This is a genomic window from Enterococcus sp. AZ009, assembly GCF_050548785.1.
Classification (GTDB): domain Bacteria; phylum Bacillota; class Bacilli; order Lactobacillales; family Enterococcaceae; genus Enterococcus_D; species Enterococcus_D entomosocium.
In genome coordinates this window covers 1,687,395-1,710,084 of the sequence record NZ_CP172960.1, presented here as the reverse complement: position 1 = coordinate 1,710,084, position 22,690 = coordinate 1,687,395, and the positions used below count along the sequence as shown (strand labels likewise).

At 43.2% G+C, this 22,690-nt stretch carries 18 protein-coding genes and 1 riboswitch; of the genes, 3 read left to right on the top strand and 15 right to left on the bottom strand.

All coding sequences use genetic code 11. From position 1 onward, the window contains the following. Nucleotides 1-10: 10 nt before the first annotated feature. From IGJ74_RS08125 to purC, 15 genes are all read right to left on the bottom strand, one after another. The gene (locus IGJ74_RS08125) at nt 11-988 is read right to left on the bottom strand and encodes an alpha-ketoacid dehydrogenase subunit beta (protein ID WP_005230047.1); all 978 of its coding nucleotides are present in this window, start codon (nt 986-988) and stop codon (nt 11-13) included. A gap of 2 nt (nt 989-990) precedes the next feature. Beyond that, entirely contained in the window at nt 991-2,100 is a 1,110-nt protein-coding gene (gene pdhA / locus IGJ74_RS08120; RefSeq protein WP_005231936.1) for a pyruvate dehydrogenase (acetyl-transferring) E1 component subunit alpha, read from the bottom strand. A gap of 434 nt (nt 2,101-2,534) precedes the next feature. Further along, nucleotides 2,535-5,126, bottom strand: a complete 2,592-nt coding sequence (gene mgtA / locus IGJ74_RS08115; protein WP_005236382.1) for a magnesium-translocating P-type ATPase — start codon at nt 5,124-5,126, stop codon at nt 2,535-2,537. A 187-nt stretch (nt 5,127-5,313) separates the two neighbouring features. Beyond that, a riboswitch (M-box (ykoK) riboswitch) is annotated at nt 5,314-5,485 on the bottom strand. Nucleotides 5,486-5,883: 398 nt separating this feature from the next. Beyond that, nucleotides 5,884-6,984: a non-hydrolyzing UDP-N-acetylglucosamine 2-epimerase gene (gene wecB / locus IGJ74_RS08110; protein WP_034872223.1), complete on the bottom strand. Its 1,101-nt coding sequence runs from the start codon at nt 6,982-6,984 to the stop codon at nt 5,884-5,886. A gap of 122 nt (nt 6,985-7,106) precedes the next feature. Beyond that, the gene (gene guaC, locus IGJ74_RS08105; RefSeq protein WP_080555199.1) at nt 7,107-8,084 is read right to left on the bottom strand and encodes a GMP reductase; all 978 of its coding nucleotides are present in this window, start codon (nt 8,082-8,084) and stop codon (nt 7,107-7,109) included. Between the two features lie 210 nt (nt 8,085-8,294). Then, nucleotides 8,295-9,209 carry an aldo/keto reductase gene (locus tag IGJ74_RS08100; protein WP_016613336.1) on the bottom strand — a complete coding sequence of 305 codons (915 nt, stop codon included), beginning with the start codon at nt 9,207-9,209 and terminating at the stop codon, nt 8,295-8,297. Nucleotides 9,210-9,377: 168 nt separating this feature from the next. Beyond that, a complete protein-coding gene (gene purD, locus IGJ74_RS08095) occupies nt 9,378-10,664 on the bottom strand; it encodes a phosphoribosylamine--glycine ligase (protein WP_086317295.1) in 1,287 nt (428 codons plus the stop codon). A 16-nt stretch (nt 10,665-10,680) separates the two neighbouring features. Beyond that, nucleotides 10,681-12,216, bottom strand: coding sequence for a bifunctional phosphoribosylaminoimidazolecarboxamide formyltransferase/IMP cyclohydrolase (gene purH / locus IGJ74_RS08090; RefSeq protein WP_218193123.1), 1,536 nt, complete (start codon nt 12,214-12,216; stop codon nt 10,681-10,683). Beyond that, the gene (gene purN / locus IGJ74_RS08085; protein ID WP_086317291.1) at nt 12,209-12,793 is read right to left on the bottom strand and encodes a phosphoribosylglycinamide formyltransferase; all 585 of its coding nucleotides are present in this window, start codon (nt 12,791-12,793) and stop codon (nt 12,209-12,211) included. Before purN ends, purH begins: the two co-directional genes overlap by 8 nt. Then, nucleotides 12,790-13,836 carry a phosphoribosylformylglycinamidine cyclo-ligase gene (gene purM, locus IGJ74_RS08080; RefSeq protein WP_005236392.1) on the bottom strand — a complete coding sequence of 349 codons (1,047 nt, stop codon included), beginning with the start codon at nt 13,834-13,836 and terminating at the stop codon, nt 12,790-12,792. Before purM ends, purN begins: the two co-directional genes overlap by 4 nt. Nucleotides 13,837-13,960: 124 nt before the next feature. Beyond that, a complete protein-coding gene (gene purF, locus IGJ74_RS08075; protein WP_005236394.1) occupies nt 13,961-15,385 on the bottom strand; it encodes an amidophosphoribosyltransferase in 1,425 nt (474 codons plus the stop codon). After that, nucleotides 15,370-17,598 (bottom strand): phosphoribosylformylglycinamidine synthase subunit PurL, encoded by a 2,229-nt coding sequence (purL, locus tag IGJ74_RS08070; RefSeq protein ID WP_176374277.1) that lies wholly within the window; start codon nt 17,596-17,598, stop codon nt 15,370-15,372. Before purL ends, purF begins: the two co-directional genes overlap by 16 nt. Further along, nucleotides 17,591-18,268: a phosphoribosylformylglycinamidine synthase subunit PurQ gene (gene purQ / locus IGJ74_RS08065; RefSeq protein ID WP_430608750.1), complete on the bottom strand. Its 678-nt coding sequence runs from the start codon at nt 18,266-18,268 to the stop codon at nt 17,591-17,593. The genes purL and purQ overlap by 8 nt, the downstream gene beginning before the upstream one ends. After that, entirely contained in the window at nt 18,265-18,537 is a 273-nt protein-coding gene (gene purS / locus IGJ74_RS08060) for a phosphoribosylformylglycinamidine synthase subunit PurS (RefSeq protein ID WP_005230018.1), read from the bottom strand. The genes purQ and purS overlap by 4 nt, the downstream gene beginning before the upstream one ends. After that, complete coding sequence (gene purC, locus IGJ74_RS08055) at nt 18,528-19,253, bottom strand: phosphoribosylaminoimidazolesuccinocarboxamide synthase (RefSeq protein ID WP_016620872.1); 726 nt, start codon at nt 19,251-19,253, stop codon at nt 18,528-18,530. The genes purS and purC overlap by 10 nt, the downstream gene beginning before the upstream one ends. Nucleotides 19,254-19,467: 214 nt before the next feature. Between purC and IGJ74_RS08050 the strand changes: the two genes are divergently transcribed. The 3 genes from IGJ74_RS08050 (at nt 19,468) to IGJ74_RS08040 (ending at nt 22,659) form a co-directional block, all read left to right on the top strand. Then, complete coding sequence (locus IGJ74_RS08050) at nt 19,468-19,902, top strand: hypothetical protein (protein ID WP_005236409.1); 435 nt, start codon at nt 19,468-19,470, stop codon at nt 19,900-19,902. A 101-nt stretch (nt 19,903-20,003) separates the two neighbouring features. Next, a complete protein-coding gene (locus IGJ74_RS08045) occupies nt 20,004-20,609 on the top strand; it encodes a DUF1054 domain-containing protein (protein ID WP_087664216.1) in 606 nt (201 codons plus the stop codon). A 1-nt stretch (nt 20,610) separates the two neighbouring features. Then, entirely contained in the window at nt 20,611-22,659 is a 2,049-nt protein-coding gene (locus IGJ74_RS08040) for a penicillin-binding transpeptidase domain-containing protein (protein WP_218193124.1), read from the top strand. Nucleotides 22,660-22,690 lie beyond the last annotated feature (31 nt).

The window sequence follows — 22,690 nt, the reverse complement described above, 5'->3', positions numbered from 1 at the left end:
TCTTCAACTATTAAAAGTTCACGATTTCTTTCACTTTGTCTTCGATGTCTTTTGCATTTGGCAACCAAATGTTTTCAGCTTGACCGAATGGGAAGATCGTATCTGGTGCAGACACGCGTCCGATTGGAGCTTCTAGTGATAGAACCGCACGTTCAGAAATTTCAGAAACGACTTGAGCGCCAACACCTGCTTGTTTTTGTGCTTCTTGAACGACAACCACACGACCAGTTTTTTCAACTGATTTGATGATCGTTTCAACATCAAGAGGAGCAACTGTACGCAAGTCGATAATTTCAGCGTTGATGTTTTCTTTCGCTAAGTTGTCAGCAGCTTTGATTGCTTCACGAACCATTGCACCATAAGTGATGATTGAAACATCAGAACCTTCACGAGTTACTGCTGCTTTGTCTAAAGGAACTTCGTATGCTTCTTCTGGCACTTCTTCACGGAATGAACGGTAAAGTTTCATGTGCTCTAAGAAAACAACTGGGTCATTGCTGCGGATAGAAGCAATCAATAATCCTTTTGCATCATATGGGTTTGATGGAATAACGACACGGATACCAGGTGATTGAGCGATCAATCCTTCCAAGTTATCTGAGTGCAATTCTGGTGTGTGCACACCGCCACCAAATGGTGAACGAATAGTGATTGGTAAATTACGTGTACCACCCATACGGTAACGAGTACGCGCCATTTGACCAACGATTTCGTCAAATGTTTCAAATACGAAACCAAAGAATTGGATTTCTGGAACTGGACGGAAACCTTCTAATGCTAAACCGAAAGCCAAGCCGCCGATACCAGATTCAGCAAGAGGGGTATCGAAGACACGATCTTCGCCGAATTTTTCTTGTAAACCTTCTGTTGCACGGAAAACCCCGCCGTTTTTACCGACATCTTCACCAAAGACTAAAATCTCTTTGTCATTTTCCATTTCAACAGCTAAGGCATCTGTAATTGCTTGAATCATTGTTTTTTGTGCCATGACTATTTCGACTCCTTCGCTTCGTAAGTTGCAATTTGTTCTTTAATGTTTTGTGGTTGTACTTCAAACATGTTTTTCAAGAAATCTGAAACTTTTTGTTTTGGCACGCGGTCCGCTTCAGCGATCGCTGCTTTGATTTCTTCTTTTGTTTGTTCAATGACTTGTTCTTCTTTTTCTTCAGACCAAAGTCCTTTTTCAGTTAGGTAAGTACGGAAACGTACCAATGGATCTTTTTGTTGCCATTCGCTGTCCATGTCTTTTGAACGGTAACGGGTTGGATCATCACCAGACAATGTATGTGGACCGTAACGGTAAGTCAAGGTTTCAATCAATACAGGACCGTTGCCGTTTGCTGCCCATTCACGAGCTGCTTTAGAAACATAGTACACTGCCAATGGATCCATACCGTCAACTTGGATACCAGGGATCCCAGCTGCTGCAGCTTTTTGTGCCAATGTTGGTGCCGCACTTTGTACTTCACGAGGTGTAGAGATCGCAAAACCATTGTTTTGGATATAGAATACAGCGTTTGCATGGTAAGCCCCTGCAAAGTTGATTGCTTCATAGAAGTCCCCTTGTGAAGAACCGCCATCACCTGTATAAGTGAATACAACATTTTTCTTGTTGCGTTTTTTCAATCCTAAAGCAACGCCGGCTGCTTGGACGTATTGTGCACCAATAATGATTTGTGGTGGCAATGCTTTTAAATCTTCTGGATAAAGGTTCCCAGCAACGTGGCCACGTGACCATAAGAAAGCTTCTTTCAATGGCAGACCGTGTTGGATCAATTGTGGTACATCACGGTAACCAGGTAATAAAACGTCTTCTTTTTCAAAAGCAAATTGACTTGCTAATTGGCTTGCTTCTTGTCCAGCAGTTGGCGCGAAGAAACCTAGACGACCTTGACGGTTTAACGCAGTTGAGCGTTGGTCTAATACACGAGACCATACCATACGAGTCATCAATTCAACTAATTCGTCGTCACTTAAATCTGGTACTAACTCTTGATTTACAATTTTCCCGTCTTTGTCCAAAGCTTGGTAAGTTGGAAAATCCGCATTGACTTGCTCCAAAATCGCTTGGAAATCAAGTGCTTTTTGTTTTTTTGCCATCTTGACACACTTTCCTCTCTGATATAAAAATTCACTTTCGTATGTAACAGGGTTTAAATCTGTACTATCGAAATTTCATTTACTCTTATAAATTATCATTTAACTTCGAAAATGACAAGTGAAAAGGGTATTTTTTTTAATAAAAGAATTCCCACTGTAGCAACTCTTAAGAAAACATTAGTGAAATTAATCACATTAAAGCAATCGCTTTCTTCAATTTTTTCTTTTCAGATTCTTTTTTTTATTTAAGAATAGTACAGCATCCACCATTCCGCTAAACAGATTTATCATTAACCTCCTTTTATCACTTGTGAAGGATTCGACTTGAATCAAAGAGAAATTTCTTAATATGAGAAAAAAATAATACAGAGAACGGATAAAAAGAAACAGATCGGCGATTCTCCCCCTGTTAGGAAGAACGCCGACCTGTTTTTTTAAATCCATTCTCTCGTGACATGAATGTAAATGCGTTTCGCAAACTCAACTGTTACTAAATAAGCTAGATTGATACCGACATACCATGGCCAGTAACTTGATGGCAGTGCTGCAAAATCAAAGACGGTATGCAATGGCGTCAAGATGACCAAGAAGCCAACTGCAATCGCTAGAACACTTGAAATCAAAACTGCAGGTGATGCGATACTTTTGATAAATGGTAATTTTCTCGTTCTGATCATGTGAACGACTAAGGTTTGTGTCGTCAAGCCAATCATAAACCATCCTGCTTGGAACAAGGCTTGCTCTTGGATGGTATTTGCACTAAAGACATGCCACATCATAAAGAAAGTCAAAATATCGAAGATGCTGCTGACAGGTCCAATGCCGACGGTAAACTTCAATAGTCCACCCACTTGCCATTTAACTGGTTTTTCTAACTCTTCTTTATCTACGTTGTCCCATGGGATCGTCAATTGGGCCATATCGTACACCAAGTTTTGAACCAACAGTTGAATGGACAACATTGGTAAGAAAGGTAAAAAGGCACTAGCAACTAAGATCGAGAACACATTCCCGAAATTCGAACTCAACGTCATTTTGATGTACTTCATCATATTGGTAAATACTTTGCGGCCTTCGATGACCCCTTTATCAAGGACATTCAAACTTTTTTCTAATAAAATGATCGAGCTGGCATCTTTGGTGATATCTGCTGCGGTATCAACCGAGATACCAACATCTGCCGTACGTAAAGCAGGCGCGTCGTTGATGCCATCTCCCATAAAGCCGACCGTATGGCCTGCCGCTTGAATGGTTTCAATGATTCGGGATTTTTGCATTGGATTTAATTTTGCAAACAGATTAGTTTTTGCAGCTTTCTCTGCTAACTCTTCATCTGACAGATGATCTATATCGGTTCCTAACAAATATTCATCTGCATCAATACCAACATCTCGACAAACTTTTTGTGCAACGATCGCATTATCTCCCGTTAACACTTTGACATTGATGCCATGACCGTGTAAAGAAGCAATCGCTGTTTTTGCTGTTTCTTTTGCTGGATCTAAGAAGCCCATAAAGCCAATCATGATCATATCTTGTTCATCTTCTACAGAATAAACGGCATCTGCGTGGGCATCTCGTTTTACAGCAACAGTCAATACGCGCATTCCTTGTTTGTTCAAGCGCAAATTCACTTGACGCAATTGTTTTCTCAATTGAGGAGTCAATTCCATCACTTTGCCATCAACTTCTACGTACTTGCAGACTTGTTCCATTTCCTCGGCGGCACCTTTAGTGACCATCAGTTGATGACCATCTGCATTGACAACAACCGTCAAGCGGCGACGTGAGAAGTCAAACGGAATCTCATCGATTTTTGTCACATCGTTAAATGGCGCTGCCAAGCCTTCTTCTTCATAGTAGTTTAAGACAGCAATATCCATCAGGTTTTTCCACCCTGTTTGATAGTAAGAATTTAAATACGTCATATCAAGGACTTGTTTATCTTCTACGCCAAATGGGTTTAAATGCTGTACCAGTACAACACGATCTTCGGTGATCGTACCCGTTTTATCGGTACATAGTACATCCATTGCACCTAAGTTTTGAATCGAAGGCAATTCTTTGACGATCACTTTTTCTTTTGATAAAGAGATCGCCCCTTTGGCTAAGTTACTGGTGACGATCATTGGTAGCATTTCTGGCGTCAAACCAACTGCTACTGCAATCGCGAAGAACAACGCTTCGCCCCAATCACCCTTGGTCAAACCATTGATCAGTAAAACGATTGGGAAAAGAACCATGACCATTCGCAACAATAGCTTGCTGACTTTTGTTAAGCCATCTTCAAAGGTTGTTTTACCCCGTTTCGTCGTCGCATTTTTGGCAATATCACCGAAGAAAGTACTTTGACCGGTTTTCAAAATAATGGCTTTTCCTTGACCACTTAAGACATCGGTACCCATGAAAACAAGATCTTGCATATCTAGTGCAGAAATTTGTTCATCGCTTTCTTTGATCCCAGCATCGACAAATTTTTCAACTGGCATTGATTCGCCTGTTAATGAAGATTGATTGATAAATAAATCTTTGGTCCAAATCAAGATCGCATCCGCAGGAATCATATCGCCGGTTGCTAAGGTGACGATGTCTCCTGGAACGACTTCATCCATTGGAATTTCTCTCGTGATTCCATCTCGAGTGACGGAACAAGTATTTTCAATAAGTTCTTTTAACGCTAAGCTTGCTTTTTGGGAACGGTATTCTTGGACGAAAGTAATCATGACACTGGCTAAAATCATGATTCCCATCACGATCACTGCTTCAATATCGCCTGTTACAAAAGAAATAACCATTAATAATGCCAAAACTAACACAAAAGGATCTTTGAAAGCACCTAGGATCATCAACCAAGCAGGTGTTGGTTTTTGCGCATCCACTTTGTTTGGACCGTACTCTGCCAAACGTTCTGCAGCATCTTCTTCCGATAGCCCTTGGAAGGATGTCCGCATTTCCATCAGCAGTTCTCTTTCGGTCAATTTTGCCAGTAATTTTAGTTCTTGATCTTTCGATAGTTTTTTTAACATCTTTTTTTCCTCCTAGCACTTAGGAGTTGCTTACGCCACCCCTAGCGATTCGATAATTACTCCGCTGTTTCATCTGGGGACTGGGGTATTCCATGTGAATCTTCCTTTCTTTTTATTAGGTAAGTCACTGTGGAACATGCGTAAAAGACACAAAAAAACGCACGCTCCCAATAAGCATGCGTAAAAAACTCATGATCATTGTAGAGCTTTAGCACTATAGGGCGTAGATAGCAAATCTGCTATCAGCTACTTTGGGTTTAACCTTCACGATTAGACCTGTCCTACCAACTAAGTATCTCTCGATACTTTTGCGGCAGCAGCTTGTGTCCATATAGGAGCCTCACCTAACAATTATTTGTATAAAATGTCAGTTCGCCGGAAGTCTATCTTCCAACTACCCACATAATAACTGCTATCCTAGCCAATGTCAACCGCAACAATGGAAAAAAGCACCCTTTTTTCATAGATTTTCGTTGGTTTTCAAATGAAAGGTCTTACAATAAAATAACAACGTTAAAGAACTGGTGTGATTTTATATGTGACAAAACTTTTTTTACACGAACAGATAGAGAGAAATCCTCTCAGGGCAAAACCCAGAATTCATCAAGTCACTTCGGCTATCCCATTGAAGGAGAGAATGTAATAAATTTCCGAACTCGAATAAAAAATAGACAGCCATTTAAATAAACAGCTGCCTATTTCTCTTTCACATCCGATTCTGAAAAATGATTTTTTCGGTATTCTTTCGATCTAGCTCTCACGAAAAATGATCTGCTAAAATTTTCAAGATTCGCCGACTAGCTTTCCCATCGCCATAGGGATTTTCTGCATGTGCCATGGCATTGTAAGCTTCTGGATCCTCTAGTAGTCGCTTCGTTTCTTGATAAACCGCAGCTTCAGACGTACCGATCAGTTTTAACGTACCTGCAGCAATTCCTTCTGGGCGCTCTGTTGTATCTCGCAAGACCAAAACAGGAACGCCTAACGACGGTGCTTCTTCTTGGACACCACCAGAATCCGTCAAAATCAATGTGCTTTGATTGGCAACATTGTGAAAATCAATGACATCTAAAGGCTCAATCAGCGTGACATTTTCTAGTTCCCCAAGTATCTCCATAGCAATCCCTCGGACTTGAGGATTTTTATGCATAGGAAAAACCACTTTGATGGTTGGTTTCTCCTTAGCGATCTTCGCTAAAGCGCGGAAGACTTGCTTCATCGGAACACCTAAGTTCTCGCGACGGTGCATTGTCAGAAGAATCATGGTTTTATCTGCTGCAGAAAGTTCTGGATGCTGATAGTCCTCCGAGATCGTATAACGCATCGCATCAATGGCGGTATTTCCCGTTACAAAAATTGCAGCTTTATTGCGATTTTCCGCTAATAAATTTTCTTTGCTTTGGACAGTTGGCGCAAAATAAAAATCCGCTAATACATCGATCAGCTGACGATTGGCTTCCTCCGGATAAGGAGATTTTTTGTTCCATGTACGCAAACCGGCTTCCACATGCCCCACAGGAATCTGCTGATAGAAAGCTGCCGTCGCGGCTGCATAAGCTGTGGTCGTATCCCCGTGAACGAGTACGATATCAGGGGTTTCCTTTTGCAAGATAGGTTCCAGATCCAGCAAAACTTTGGTAGTGATTCCTGTCAAAGTTTGCCCTAAAGTCATAATATCCAGATCATAATCTGGTATGATTTCAAAAACCGTTAAAACTTGATCCAACATTTCTCGATGCTGCGCCGTCACCACAACGATCGATTCAAAACGCGGGTCGTTTTCCAATTCCTTTACTAGTGGCGCCATTTTGATGGCTTCCGGTCTGGTACCGAACACAGACATCACTTTGATTGTCATTTGGTCACCCGCTCCTCTACTTCTCATTGCTTCTATTATAACGAAGAAAACAGAAAAACAAAATGGTTGTTCCAACAAAAAAAAGAAACGACCGCTAAAAGGCCGTTTCTTCAGTATCCAGCTTAAATAGTATCTCCATTGAAAATCGAATTTTTCACGATTACGTAATCCACTTTACGAATCGATTCTAAATCTTTTCCACCTGCATAAGAGATCGATGACTGCAAGTCTTGCTGCATTTCAACTAACGTATCTTTTAAAGAACCTTTGTATTGAATCCAAATTTTCTTTCCTTCTACGTTTTTCTTTTCACCTTTTTGAAATTCTGATGCAGAACCAAAGTATTCTTTCATTACAACGCCATTTTCTACCTTGGTTTCCCCTGGTGATTCTTCATGCCCAGCAAACAATGAACCGATCATGACCATGGTTGCACCAAAGCGGACAGATTTAGCGATATCGCCGTGTGTCCGAATGCCACCATCTGCAATGATTGGTTTGCGAGCAGCTTTGGCACACCAGCGTAATGCTGCCAATTGCCATCCGCCAGTCCCGAAACCAGTTTTGATTTTTGTGATACAAACTTTCCCTGGTCCAATACCGACTTTTGTTGCATCTGCGCCAGCGTTTTCCAATTCACGAACTGCTTCTGGCGTTCCAACATTTCCAGCGATCACAAACGTTGCTGGTAAATGCTTCTTGATGTGTTGAATCATATTGATCACGGCGTTTGAGTGACCATGGGCAATATCGATCGTGATAAAATCAGGAACAAGCTCTTTCTCAGCTAGTTCTTCTACAAAGGCATATTCATTTTCTTTGACACCCACGCTGATTGAACTAATCAAGCCGCGGCTTTTCATTTTTTTGATGAATGGAATCCGTGCTTCTTCATCAAAGCGGTGCATAATATAAAAATAGCCATTTTCAGCTAAAAATTCTGCGATTGAATCATCAATAATTGTTTGCATATTTGCAGGAACAACAGGCATTTTAAACGAGTGTCCGCCTAATGTCACCGTGGTATCACATTCTGAACGGCTGTTCACGATACACTTGTTAGGAATCAGTTGTATATCTTCGTAATCAAAAACTTTCATGTCAAACATAAAAATATCCTCCAAATCTTACTAAGAGTGAAGCAAGCATCAAATGGCATCAGCCTATTTTTAACGCCCACAACAATTTAAACCACCTGGAAATGAAATACAAGCTTTTTAGAAATACTTTTTGAAAAAAAAGGATGAATGTTCGTCTTTCGCGAACATTCATCCTTATAACAACTGAATAAAACGGAATTTACGTATAAATTAAGGCAATATGTTCCCTGCTGCTTTATACACTTCATACCATTCATGGCGGGTCAATACGATCGAAGAAGCTTGCGCAATTTCTTCAATTCGATGTGGGGTCATCGTTCCGGCAATCACTTGCATATTTGCTGGATGACGTAAGATCCACGCAGATGCGATGCCAGTCGGCGTTGTTTGATACTTGTTCGCTAGTTCGGTTAATTTTTCGTTTAACTCTGGGAATTTCTCGTTACCGATAAAGACCCCTTCAAAGAAACCATACTGATACGGAGACCAAGCTTGGATCGTCATCTCATGCAAACGAGAATATTCCAAAATTTCTCCATCATGGTCGACACTGCCAGCATCCGTCATATTGACATGAATCCCTTGATCGATCATCCCTGTATGCATGATCCCGAATTGCAGTTGATTCGCTACTAAAGGTTGCGAAACATATTTTTTCAATAGCTCGATTTGACCAGGTTTTTGATTGCTGACACCGAAGTATTTCACTTTACCGTCTTTTTCTAATTGGTCAAAGGCTGCTGCCACTTCTTCTGGTTCAAACAAAGTGTCAGGGCGATGCAATAATAACGCATCTAAATGATCAGTTTTCAATCGTTGCAAACTACCTTCCACAGAAGAGATAATATGCTCTTTCGAAAAATCAAACATTTCACCTGGAACGATGCCGCATTTTGATTGAATAAATAAATCTTCTCTTTTAGCTGCCGTTTTTGCTAACGCTTCTGCAAAAATCGTTTCACATTCACCGCGACCATAAATATCCGCATGGTCAAAGAAGGTAATGTCATTTTCAATCGCAGTCGTCAAGACCTTCACAGGATCTTTGGCATTGTTGATGCGCATCAATCCTAAAATCACGCTGGATACTTCTAAATCAGTGGGACCGAATTTAATTTTTTTCACGTAAAGTTCCTCCTTATTTAAACTACATTCCTATTTTATCACAACAAGATGAAAACGCTATACAAACGTCAAAAAAACCTCCCATAAAACGAAAACCACCAGCACAACCGATTGGTTCTACTGGCAGCCCTCCTTTTTTTCAGGTTGTGTTATGCACAGAAATATTCTTTACTTCATCGCCTTTGATGAGTTGCTATATTGCAAGGCTTTATCGCCGATATCGTTTCGGTAATATAAGCCAGATAAAGACAACCTGCTGATTGCTTCATAGACGTTCTTTTGTGCAGCAGCTAAATTCTCAGCTGATGCTTCCACAAGAAAAACGCGCCCACCAGCTGCCGTCAAACCACCTTGGTCGGCAGCTTCATCCACTCCTGCATAAAAGAATTGCGTTCCTTCTCCTTCTGGGCTTGGGACAGGCATTCCTTGCTGATACTTGCCTGGATATCCTTGAGAGGCAATCACGACACCGATCGAAGCCGATTGATTCCATTGGATCGTAGGTACTTGGTCCTGTAAGAGATCATCAATGATCTGGGCTAGACTGCTTTCTAAGCGACTTAGCACGACTTGTGTTTCTGGATCGCCAAAACGCGCATTGAATTCGATGACTTTCGGTCCATCATTGGTAGCAATCAGACCTGCATAGAGAATCCCCGTAAACGGTGTATTGTTGCGAATCATCCCTTTTGCTGCAGGAAGTAAAACTTCTGCTACCGCTTGATCGACCATTTCTTGCGGAATCTGCGGTACCGGCGTATAAGCCCCCATACCTCCTGTATTCGGACCTAAATCGCCATCGAAGGCACGTTTATGGTCTTGGGCAATGACCATTGGATAGACGGCTTCGCCCTTCACAAATGCCAATAGCGAAAACTCCTCGCCAGCCAAAAACTCTTCGATCACCACTTTTGCACCACTTTCACCGAAAGCATTTTGCTCCAGCATCGCTTCGACTGCTGCGTTTGCTTCTTCAATGGTTTCCGCGACAACCACGCCTTTGCCCGCCGCTAAACCATCTGCTTTGATGACGATTGGCGCACCTTTACGTTGGATATAGGCTTTTGCCTGGGCACTATCTGTAAAGCTTTGATAGTCTGCTGTTGGAATGTGATTGGTTCGCATCAATTCTTTGGCAAACTCTTTTGATCCTTCAATCATCGCTGCTTGGCGATTGGGGCCAAAAATTTCCAAGCCCGCCCCCTGAAAATCATCTACGATGCCATTTAGCAACGGAACTTCCGGACCAACGAAGGTCCAATCAACCTCCTGCTCTTGAGCAAAAGCAATTAGACTTTCATGATCGGACTCTTCAATTGCGACTGTCTTGATCCCGTCTTTTCGCATACCGGGATTGCCCTTCGCACAAAAGACTGTTTCCACTTGAGGATCCTGCAGAAACTTTTTTGCGACGGCATGCTCTCTACCGCCACTACCAATAACAAGTATTTTCATCGTCTTCTCCTATTTCTTAGTGTTTAAAATGACGAACACCAGTAAAGACCATCGCCACACCGTATTTATCTGCCATGTCGATCGACTCTTGATCTTTGATACTGCCACCAGGTTGAATAATCGCTTTGATTCCTTGTTGCGCTGCATATTCAACACTGTCATCCATTGGGAAAAAGGCGTCGCTTGCCAGCACTGAACCAGCCAGTTTATTGTTTTCACGGGCTTGTTCGACGGCGATTTTCACCGAACCCACGCGGTTCATTTGACCAGCGCCGATCCCGACGGTTTGCTGTTGATTGGCTAAAACGATGGCATTAGATTTCACGTGTTTCACCGCTTTCCAAGCAAAAACCAAAGCTGCGCTTTCTTCTGTTGTTGGCTTTCTCTTTGTCACCACGGTCCAATCTTCTGGTGTTTCCATTTGATCATCTGGTTCTTGCACCAATAAGCCCCCAAGGACAGAGACAACTTCTGGCTGTTTGGCTGCTTTTTCGAAATCAACAACCAGCAGGCGCAGATTTTTTTTCTTCGTTAAGATTTCTAGTGCTTCTTCTTCAAATGCAGGTGCAATGATGATCTCAAGAAAAATCCGCTGCAGTTGCTCCGCAGTTGCCACTTCAACTGGACGATTCAAAACAATGATCCCGCCAAAAATCGACACTGGGTCTGCTTCGTAAGCTTCTTGGAAAGCTTCAGCAATCGTTTCTCCACTTCCGATTCCACAGGGATTCATGTGCTTTAGGGCTACCGCAGTTGGCTCTGTAAATTCTTCTGCGATCCGCAAGGCAGCGTCAGCATCTTTAATGTTGTTGTAAGACAATTCTTTGCCGTGGATTTGTTTTGCGCTGGCAATCGAATAGGGCACGGGTAATGCATCTTGATAGAAGGAAGCTTTCTGATGACTATTTTCACCATAACGCAATGTTTGTTTCAAAACATAAGTTTTCGTCAAGGTCTCTGTTTCTGTTTCAGCCACCGCTTTGGTCAAGTATTCACCAATCAAGGCATCGTAAGCGGCGGTATGGCGGAAGACTTTGGCAGCTAATTTCTTTCTTGATGCCAACGTCGTATTGCCTTCCTTCAGCTCAGCTAAAACCCAGTCGTAATCGTTGGGATCAACGACAACAGTTACTGAGGCATGATTTTTCGCCGCAGAACGTAGCATGCTTGGTCCGCCGATGTCGATATTTTCGATTGCGTCGGCTTCTGTGACGTCAAGCTTACTGATGGTTTCTTTAAATGGATAAAGATTGACGACAACAAGGTCGATCGGTAAAATGCCATGCTCAGCCATTGCCTCCATATGAGAAGGCAGATCACGCCGTCCTAACAGACCACCATGCACCCTTGGATGTAGCGTCTTGACCCTACCATCCATCATTTCAGGAAATTCTGTGACCGCTTCGATGCCGATCGGTTGAAGCCCCGCTTGTTCCAAGGCCGTTTTTGTCCCGCCAGTTGAGATAATCTCAAATCCTAAATTGGTCAATTCTTGGACAAATGGTACGAGTCCTTCTTTGTCAGACACACTGATTAATGCACGTTTATTCACGATTCGATAGCCCCTTTTCCACGATTTCAGCTAAAACAGCTGGATAGATTTGATGTTCTACTTGATGAATTTTTTCTGTCACATTTGCTAATGTATCGTCGGTGTCGATCCGAACGATTTCTTGGGCAATGATTGGCCCTGTGTCAATGCCGGCATCGACATAATGAACCGTCACTCCCGTCACTTTCACGCCGTAAGCGAAGGCATCGGCGATCCCAGATTTACCTGGGAAACTCGGCAACAAGGAGGGATGGATATTGATGACTCTGCCTTCATAAGCGGATAATAGAGTGTTGCCGATGATTCGCATATACCCTGCTAAAACAATAAAATCGATGGCATGATCCTGCAATTCTTCGATCAATTTATTTTCAAAGGCTGCTTTTGATGCAAATGCCGCTGGCTCTATGACAAGCGTTTCATAGTCTCTCGCGCGGGCTTTTTCTATTACTGGCGCTGTAGGTTTATCGGAAAAGACCAACCCGATCTGCGCTCCTTTGATTTTATTTGCTTGGATCGCATCGGCGATTGCTGTAAAATTGCTGCCCGTTCCAGAAGCAAAGACGGCGATCCTCATCGGACTGCCTCTTTGAAGCAAACGGCTTCGTTGTTACGTTTGGTCACTTTACCGATCCGGTATGCTTGTTCTTCATTGGCGGATAGAAGTGCCATCACAGCCGCAACATTTTCTGGCGCAACGGCTAAGACCATACCGATACCCATATTGAAAATCTCGAACATTTCTTGATGAGGAATCGCGCCATGAGTAGCGATCATATCAAATATTGGCAACTGCGGCCAAGTGTCTAAGGCGATTTCTGCCGCCAGACCTTCAGGCAGCATCCGTGGGATATTTTCAACAAAGCCGCCACCAGTGATATGAGAAATTCCAGCTAACAATCCTTCTGTCAATAAAGGTTTCAGTGCATCAACGTAAATTCTCGTTGGCGTCAATAAACTTTCTGCAAGCGTTTGGTTACCAAGTTCCGCAAACGTTTCTGCTCCTGTATAGCCATGCTGTTCAAAAAAGATTTTTCTGACTAAAGAGTACCCATTGGAGTGAATGCCTGAAGAAGGCAAACCAATCAGCTCATCGCCTTCTTTAATGGTTTCTCCAGTGATCAAGCGACTTTTTTCGACGATCCCTACGGCGAAACCAGCAAGATCATATTCTTCTGGCTGATACATCCCCGGCATCTCAGCGGTTTCCCCACCAATCAGGGCAGCCCCCGCTTGCACACAGCCCTCTGCGACACCAGCAATGATTTGTTCGATCTTTGCCGGATCGTTTTTACCAACTGCAACATAGTCAAGGAAGTAGATAGGTTCTGCCCCTTGAGCGACGATATCATTCACGCACATCGCGACGCAATCAATGCCGATCGTTGTGTGCTGTTCTTGTTGGATCGCCAACAAAAGCTTGGTTCCTACACCATCTGTCCCAGAAACGAGTACCGGTTCTTTCAATTGGTACGATGATAAGTCAAAACAGCCACCAAAGCCCCCGATTGCCCCCATCACGCCTAGCCGTTCTGTTCGTTTCACATGCTTTTTGATCCGTTCGACTACTTCATAACCGGCTTCGACATCGACACCGGCTTTTGCATATGCATTTGCCACGTTCGTTCCTCCTCAATCATTCATCCGCTTTTCTTCATTCAGCTCATTCGTCGTTAACGCAAGTAAACCAGCGGTCCTTCACTGCTTCGTTTGAAAAACCATTTTTGCCTACTATTTATTCAGCTTATTCAGCTAAAGACGCGAGATAGTTTTCTTCATAATCATACAAAGGGGTTGGATAATCGCCATTGAAATAGGCCATACACAATCCTGAGTAAGGTGCGTCGAAATCTAAACCGATCGCTTCGATCAACCCGTCTTCACTTAAAAAGGCCAAAGAATCTGCTTCGATTTTTTCACAAATCTCAGCTTCCGTATATTTGGCTGCGATCAATTCTTTTCTCGTTTGAATGTCGATCCCGTAAAAACATGGATAGCGCAAAGGCGGCGAACCGATACGCACATGAACTTCTTTGGCACCTGCCTCTTTTAGCAGTTGCACGATACGGCGGCTGGTGGTTCCTCGGACGATCGAATCGTCGACTAGAATCACTCGTTTGCCTTCGACTACGCCACGAACAGCTGAGAGCTTCATTCGCACGCCTTGCTCTCTTAACTCCTGTGTCGGTTGAATAAACGTTCGTGCAATGTATTGATTTTTTACTAAGCCCAATTCATAAGGAATACCTGAAGCTTCTGCGTACCCGCTGGCAGCAGATAAGGATGAATTCGGTACACCAATGACCATATCCGCTTCGATCGGTGCCTCTTGTGCCAAGCGACGGCCCATATTTTTACGGGCACGATGGACGTTGACGCCAGCGATGTTGGAATCAGGACGGGCAAAATAAATAAACTCCATCGAACAAATCGCCGGCTGTACTTCTTGGGTATACTGCTCGATTTGAATGCCTGCATCATCAATGATCACGACTTCGCCCGGTCGTACATCACGAATAAATTCCGCACCGATGACTTCCAACGCACAGGTTTCTGAAGCCACCACATAGGCACCATTGACCATTTTCCCGATTGACAATGGCCGAAAGCCATTGGGATCTAGTGCTGCGATCATGGCATTTTCCGTCAGTAAAAGGTACGCAAATCCACCTTTAACTTGATTTAACGCCTCCTTGACCCGATCCATAAAAAGCGGTTCTTCGCTGCGACGGATCAAGTGCATGAGAATCTCTGTATCGGAATTCGAGTGGAAAATCGCACCAGCCTCTTCTAAGGATTTCCGTAGACTTTTCGCATTCGTCAAGTTGCCATTATGAGCTAAGCCAATCTGCTGATCAAAAAATTTGAATAAAAATGGTTGAATATTATCAACGCTACCATTACCAGCAGTTGCGTAACGAACGTGACCAATGGCAGCATCTCCTGTCAGACGCTGGAGGACACGTTCATCCGAAAACACTTCCGCTAGCAACCCTAAATCACGGTGACCATTGAGTTTTCCCGCATCATTCGTGACGATCCCAGCACCTTCTTGGCCGCGATGTTGCAAACTGTGTAGTCCGAAGTAGGTGACACGAGCGGCATCTGGATGACCCCAAACACCAAAAACCCCACATTCCTCGTTGAGGCTCTTTACTTCATTAAACATGGAATGGTTTCCTCCCATTTCAATTTCGCCTCAGTAAGGGGCATCTCGATCGTATCATCTTGTGCTTGCATGCGAATCTGGCCATCAGCAGTCACTTCCCCGATCGCTATTGCAGCAGCACCTACCAGTGCTTCAAAAGCTGTTTGCTTATCAGGTGCGACTGAAAGCACAAAACGGGATTGGGTTTCTGAAAACAATTGTGCTGCTGGCAATGACACGGTCACATTTAGACCAAAGCCCTTGTCAAAAGCGGATTCGGCTAAAGCGATCGCTAAACCACCTTCGGCACAGTCGTGGGCACTTTGAACAAGACCTGCTTGGATCGCTGCGGTAACCAAATGTTGGTTCGTTTTTTCTGTTTCAAGATCAAAGGACATTAAACGCCCAGCGATCTTTCCTGTCTGCAGTTTTTGCAATTCAGACCCATTGAAATCAGCATGGGTTTCCCCTAGGACATAGATCACATCCCCTGCTGCTTGGAAATGCTGCGTCGTGATATGCGCCAGCTCTTCGATCAATCCGACCATCCCAATTACAGGCGTTGGATAGACCGATTGTCCGTCCGTTTCGTTGTATAAGGAGACGTTCCCAGAGATTACTGGTGTCTCTAGTACACGACAAGCTTCTGAGATCCCGTCAGCAGCCGTAGATAACTCCCAGAATCCTTCTGGTTTATCTGGCGAGCCGAAGTTAAGGCAGTCAGTGATCGCCAATGGACGCCCACCGGAAGCGACGATATTTCGAGCAGCTTCTGCAACTGCGATCTGTCCGCCGACTTCAGGATCTAAGTAAAGGTAACGAGCATTACAGTCAGTCGTCATCGCCAAGGCTTTATTGGTTCCCTTGATTCGTAAAACGGCCGCATCACTGCCGGGTCCTACCACGGTATTGGTACGAACTTGCGAATCGTAGGTTTCAAAAATCGAGCGTTTCGAAGCGATCGTCGGCTGCTGCAGCAGATCCGCAAATACAGACGTTGCTGAATGAATCACTGGAACAAAGTCCGGTGTTTCCTTAAACACTTTGATCCGTGCTGGTTCTGCCATCTCTTTGTAGTAAGTCGGTGCATCTTCAGCTAAAGCATCCACTGGTAAATTAGCGACTTCCTGTCCATGATGGAACAAACGATAGTTGCCATCATCCGTCACTTCACCGATCACGACTGCTTCTAGATCGTATTTATTAAAGAGGGCTTCCACTTCAGCTTCATGCCCTTTTTTGACACAGATCAGCATCCGCTCTTGGGATTCTGACAACATCATTTCATAAGGCGTCATATTGGTTTCTCGTTGTGGAACATCATCTAATGTTAAGCGCAAACCTGATCCGGCTTTTGATGCCATCTCGGCACTAGAAGAAACTAATCCAGCAGCACCCATATCTTGAATTCCGACTAAAATGTCCGAATGATCCACGATCAATTCCAAACAAGCTTCCAACAAAAGTTTTTCCATAAAAGGATCACCGACTTGTACGGCGGAACGTTGTTGTTCTTCTCCTTCGACAAATTCTTCCGATGCAAAAGTCGCCCCATGTATCCCGTCGCGTCCTGTTTTTGCGCCGACATACATGATGGTGTTCCCAACACCTTTGGCCTGCCCTTTTTGAATATCCTTGTGGGCAATGATCCCTACACACATGGCATTGACTAACGGATTGCCTTCATAACAAGGATCAAATGCCACTTCACCACCAACGGTCGGGATCCCGATACAGTTGCCATAGCCACTGATCCCAGCAACGACTTCTTCCAAAAGATATTTCGTTCTTGGATTATCTAACTCACCAAATCGTAAGGAGTCTAAAACAGCAATCGGTCTTGCTCCCATACTAAAGATGTCGCGGATGATCCCACCAACACCAGTTGCTGCTCCTTCATAAGGTTCCACCGCAGAAGGATGATTATGGCTTTCCGCTTTAAATACGACAGCTAGATCATCGCCGATATCCACGATGCCCGCACCTTCTCCCGGACCTTGCAGTACTTGCGGCCCATCTGTCGGGAATTTCCGCAAAACAGGTTTGGAATTTTTGTAAGAACAATGTTCACTCCACATCACTGAAAAGAGTCCAGTTTCGGTATAGTTTGGTAAACGTCCCAAAATATCTTCTGAGATCATCCGATATTCTTCTTGGGTCAATCCCCATTGCTCGTATAATTTCGTGTCTTTGATTTCTTGTGGTGTAGGTTCTTTTACGATCATTTTATCCATTTACCGGCACCTTCCCAAAATTTTTCAATAATGAAGCAAAAAACTTCTTGCCATCTTCTGAGCCTAATAAACTTTCCATCGCTCGTTCTGGATGGGGCATCATGCCTAGGACATTGCCTGCTTTGTTGCAGATACCAGCGATATTGTGTAGACTGCCGTTGACGTTATCTTCATAACGGAAAACGATTTGGTTGTTGGCAACCAATTCCTGATAAGTCGTTTCATCACAATAATAATTGCCCTCACCATGAGCGACAGGAAGCGTAATGACTTGATCCGTTTCATATTCAGAAGTAAAAGCTGTTTGATTATTCACTTGCAGACGGACCGGCTTGCAAATAAAATGCAATGATTCATTTCTTTGTAAAACCCCTGGTAACAAGCCCGCTTCCGTTAAAATTTGAAACCCATTGCAGGTACCAAAGACAGGTTTGCCTTCATTTGCTAAACGAATGACCTCTGACATGATCGCTAAAAAACGAGCGATTGCACCGCATCTCAAATAGTCACCATAGGAAAATCCTCCTGGGAGCAAAACACCGTCAAAACCGGCTAAGCTTTCTGCATCATGGCGCACATATTCTGCTTCTGCACCCATGATATCTTTGATTGCCCACATCAAATCAACATCACAATTTGATCCAGGAAAGACGATCACTGCAAATTTCATAGGGCTGCTTCCTCCATTTGAACTATTTCATAACGGTAGGTTTCCATATTGACGTTTGCTAAAAGTTTGTCACAGATCGCTTCAATCTCCTCTGCTACTGCTGCTTGTGTTTGATTGTTGGAAGGTGTCACTTTGATTTCAAAGTATTTCCCGATGCGAATATCACTGACATCTTGATATCCTAAGCGATGAACAGCTCCTTTGACGGCTTCTCCTTGAGGGTCCAAAACAGATTCCTTATAAGTGACGTAAACTTTGACTAAATACATGTTGAATTCTCCTTTTCTAAACGATTTAAAACTTCTTCATAAACAGGAACGATGTCCCCTAAATCACGACGATAGACATCTTTATCAAGATGTTCATTTGTACCCATATCCCATAAGCGGCAAGTATCTGGTGAGATCTCATCAGCCAGGAGCAACTCGCCCTTCTTGGTTTTGCCGATCTCGATTTTAAAATCGATCAGTTGAATCTGGATACTTGCAAAGATTTCCAGTAACGCAGCGTTGACTTGTAGCGCCAGTTTTTTGATCTGGTCCAGTTCCTCTTTTGTGGCAAGACCCAGATAGAACACATGATCGTCATTGATAAACGGATCATCTAAGCGATCCTCTTTGTAGTAAAACTCCACGATCGGCTTTGGCAGTCTGGTTCCTTCTTCGATGCCCAAGCGCTTTGAAAAACTACCAGCAGCCGTATTGCGAACAACGACTTCTAAAGGAATCATGGTGACAGCTCGAATTAATTGTTCGTGTTTAGACACTAATTGAAGAAAGTGACTTGGGACATTTTTATCAGCTAAACGCTGAAAAAGATGCGCAGTGATCTGATTGTTTAGGGCACCCTTCCCTGCGACTGCATCTTTCTTTAAACCGTTCAGCGCAGTTGCTTGGTCCAGATAAAGGACTCTCAACACATCTTCTTCGTTGGTTTTAAACAATTTCTTGGCTTTTCCTTCATAAAGAAGCACTTCTGATTCCATATTCCACCTCAGTTAAGTATTATTTTTCACATAGCGATGACACACATCTTTATTTGTTTATTATTCTAACAACGCTGAAAAAGCGGGTCAACGATTATCTGTACATTTACACATTAATAAACACGAATGTTCGCCTTTTATCCCGTCGAGCAAGTTTACCTCTCCCGTTTGACTGGCGAAGGGTTTTATAAAGCGTTTACAACATTCTATTTTCATGCTATATTTAGGTCGTATTGTAGCTACATTCAAGGAGGAGTACTATATGTGGTCGCTAAAGAATCGTGCTGAACTTTTTTTAGCTCATTTAACAGACAAAGAAAAACAACAGCTCCATAACGAATTATTGGCCGTGCAGCAAATCCTTTCCATTAACCAACAAACGAGTTTCTATGTATTCAGTCCCTTCAAAAAAGGGGCACGTCCTCACTATGCAGAAGAACAAAAAAGAGTTCTACAATTTCAAAATGGCCGCAATGACGAATTGATCATTCACCAGATACATCGTCAAAGCTTATTTAAACATACGTATTCTTTCCGTATTTATTTTAATTTAGAAGAAATGGACTTTTCTTTTTTAGACGATCTTTTGCATCTTTTGAAGGAACAAAGTCAAGCCCCTACCTTTAACTTAAGTCATGCTACGCACTGACGGGTGATCACTAAATAAAAATAAGATAAAAAAAACAAAAGCCCGAAATTTTACGGGCTTTTTTTGTTATACTGTTTTCAGACAAAAGAAAGGACACGATTATGCTATTTACAAAACAGTCATTTGATGCTTTTGCTTTAGAAACATTAGAAGAAAGAATGGAACAAATCCGTTCAGAGATCCAGCCGGTTTTCCAAACCATCGGCGAGGCAGCGATCCCATTATTTGAAGAAAGCTGTCAAGAACCTTTTTATTTGCATATCGCACAGCATCGGCGTAGAACCGTCTACCCTCCTGCCGAAACGTGGGCGGGGATCGGCCCTAACAAGCGTGGTTATAAAATGGATGCCCACTTTCAAATTGGGATCAATCAAGCGTATGTCTTTGTTTGGCTCAGTGTGATCGATCAACCGAAAAATCAAGCAACGATCGCGGAATCTTGGCTGGCTCAAAAAGAATTATTTGATCAATTGCCAGCAGACTTTACGCTATCTCCTGATCATACCAAGTATGACCACTCTCCAATCGCTAAATGGCCAACCTACTTAGAACGATTACAGAAAGTCAAAAAAAGTGAACTTCAGATTGGCAAGATTTTTCCGAAAAAAATGATCGAAGACGTTGAGATGGCGGATATTTTAGCAGTTTATCAAACGCTGTTGCCGCTTTATCACGCCCGTTTGTCGGCACTAAAGGAGGAACAATAATATGTCAGAAAACCGGCGCTCTCGCAAAGAAAAACCAGCGAAAAAACCTAAGCGTTTCGTCTGGCTGGCACTCCCTGCCGCCTTATTAGTACTTGGTGGCGGTTATTATGGCTATACAGTCTATCAAAATCGACAAGAAGAAGCAGCAGCAAAAAAAGTCCTCAATTCCTTTATCGGTGCTATATCTGATCAGAAGTACAGCAATCTATCTGCTTTACTGACCGAAGAAAGTTTGGAATCAAACGGCTTTACCGCAGACGAAGTCTCAGCAAAATACGAAGCGATTTTCACTGGTATCGGTGCCGAATCATTTAAAGCTTCAGGAATTGAGGTAACGCCCGATGATAAGGATTCCGATCAATTCAATTTCCAATACAACGGTTCCTTAACCACCTCGTTAGGTGAATTAACAGAGCTGTCTTATAGTGGCACGATTACTCTGACTGATGACCAAGCCAAGATCGATTGGTCGCCTCAATTGATTTTTCCGGGAATGGAAGGACAAGACAAAATCAGTATCTCGGTAGATAATGCCACACGCGGAGAAATCCTCGACCGAAATAATGAACCGCTAGCAGAAAATGGCACGCTCTATCAACTAGGCGTCATTCCGGGGCAGCTGGGTACGGGAGACGAAAAAACCGCCAATATCAAAGCAATCGCGGAACGTTTTGACCTAACAGAAGATGCGATCGATCAAGCATTGGCGCAATCGTGGGTCCAAGATGAGTTGTTCGTTCCCTTAAAGATTATCGAACCAACCGATGAAATGCCAACTGGAACAAGTTTAAAAGAAACGACGGGACGGACTTATCCTCTTGGAGAAGCCGCTGCCCAGTTGATTGGTTATCTAGGGAACGTGACTGCAGAAGATATCGAAAAGGATGAAACGCTAGCAAGCAACGGACAAATTGGTCGTAGTGGTCTGGAAGCTGCCTTTGACAAAGAGTTGCGGGGCGAAAATGGCGGAAAAATCGCCATCACAGATGAAGACGGTGCTGAAAAATCGGTTCTTTTAGAAAAAGAACGGGCAGATGGTAAAGATATCCAACTGACCATTGACGCACAAGCCCAAAAGACAGCTTTTGACGCCTTACAAAATCAGGCGGGGTCCACGGTCGTCACAGAACCAAAAACCGGTGATCTGCTGGTATTAGCCAGCTCACCGAGTTATGATCCCAATAAAATGACCCAAGGAATCTCACAAGAAGACTATGATGCGTATGAACAAAATGAAGCCTTGCCTTTCATCAGCCGCTTTGCTACGGCCTATGCGCCAGGTTCGACCTTTAAGACCATCACGGCAGCGATTGGCTTAGAAAACGGTACGATCGACCCTACCCAAAGTATTGCGATCGATGGATTGAAGTGGCAAAAAGACAGCTCGTGGGGAGACTACTTTGTCACCAGAGTCAGCGATGTAGCTTCTGTCAATCTAAAAGATGCACTGGTTTACTCTGATAACATCTATATGGCACAACAAACCTTAGCTATGGGTGAAGATGCTTTTCGTAATGGCTTGTCGAAATTGATTTTTGGCGAAACGTTTGATTTACCGATTGCGATGAATCCTGCTCAAATTTCCAATGAAGAGTCCTTCAACTCAGAGATTTTACTGGCAGATACCGGCTATGGGCAAGGAGAACTGTTACTGAATCCCATTCAACAAGCTGCTGCTTACTCGGTCTTTGCCAATCAAGGGAAGCTGGTCTATCCCCGTTTAGTGAAAGAGGCAGAGCAAAAAGACAAAGAAGTCTTTAAACCAGAGACGATTGAGCAAATCAATCAAGATTTGACAGCTGTTGTCTCAGATGCCAACGGAACGGCACACTCTTTGGCAGCGCTGAACATTCCGCTAGCTGCCAAAACAGGAACTGCTGAAATCAAAGAAAAGCAAGATGAAAAAGGCCAAGAAAACAGCTTCTTATTCGCCTTCGATTCGCAAGATCAAGGATTTCTGATGGTTTCCATGTTAGAAGATCGCCAGGAAAACCAATCAGCAACTGGTTTAGCACCTGATCTATTGACCTACTTAGCTGAACATTATTAAAAAAAGCTGCAACCTTAAGACGGAGGTCTCA

Coding starts and splice junctions, on each gene's coding strand:
- mgtA (WP_005236382.1), bottom strand. CDS start 5,126: ATGTTAAAAAAACTATCGAAAGATCAAGAACTAAAATTACTGGCAAAA.
- IGJ74_RS08125 (WP_005230047.1), bottom strand. CDS start 988: ATGGCACAAAAAACAATGATTCAAGCAATTACAGATGCCTTAGCTGTT.
- purF (WP_005236394.1), bottom strand. CDS start 15,385: ATGTTTAATGAAGTAAAGAGCCTCAACGAGGAATGTGGGGTTTTTGGT.
- IGJ74_RS08045 (WP_087664216.1), top strand. CDS start 20,004: ATGCTATTTACAAAACAGTCATTTGATGCTTTTGCTTTAGAAACATTA.
- IGJ74_RS08040 (WP_218193124.1), top strand. CDS start 20,611: ATGTCAGAAAACCGGCGCTCTCGCAAAGAAAAACCAGCGAAAAAACCT.
- purS (WP_005230018.1), bottom strand. CDS start 18,537: ATGTATTTAGTCAAAGTTTACGTCACTTATAAGGAATCTGTTTTGGAC.
- purQ (WP_430608750.1), bottom strand. CDS start 18,268: ATGAAATTTGCAGTGATCGTCTTTCCTGGATCAAATTGTGATGTTGAT.
- wecB (WP_034872223.1), bottom strand. CDS start 6,984: ATGACAATCAAAGTGATGTCTGTGTTCGGTACCAGACCGGAAGCCATC.
- purL (WP_176374277.1), bottom strand. CDS start 17,598: ATGGATAAAATGATCGTAAAAGAACCTACACCACAAGAAATCAAAGAC.
- purC (WP_016620872.1), bottom strand. CDS start 19,253: ATGGAATCAGAAGTGCTTCTTTATGAAGGAAAAGCCAAGAAATTGTTT.
- guaC (WP_080555199.1), bottom strand. CDS start 8,084: ATGAAAGTTTTTGATTACGAAGATATACAACTGATTCCTAACAAGTGT.
- purD (WP_086317295.1), bottom strand. CDS start 10,664: ATGAAAATACTTGTTATTGGTAGTGGCGGTAGAGAGCATGCCGTCGCA.
- purN (WP_086317291.1), bottom strand. CDS start 12,793: ATGAGGATCGCCGTCTTTGCTTCTGGAACGGGCAGCAATTTTACAGCA.
- IGJ74_RS08050 (WP_005236409.1), top strand. CDS start 19,468: ATGCTATATTTAGGTCGTATTGTAGCTACATTCAAGGAGGAGTACTAT.
- pdhA (WP_005231936.1), bottom strand. CDS start 2,100: ATGGCAAAAAAACAAAAAGCACTTGATTTCCAAGCGATTTTGGAGCAA.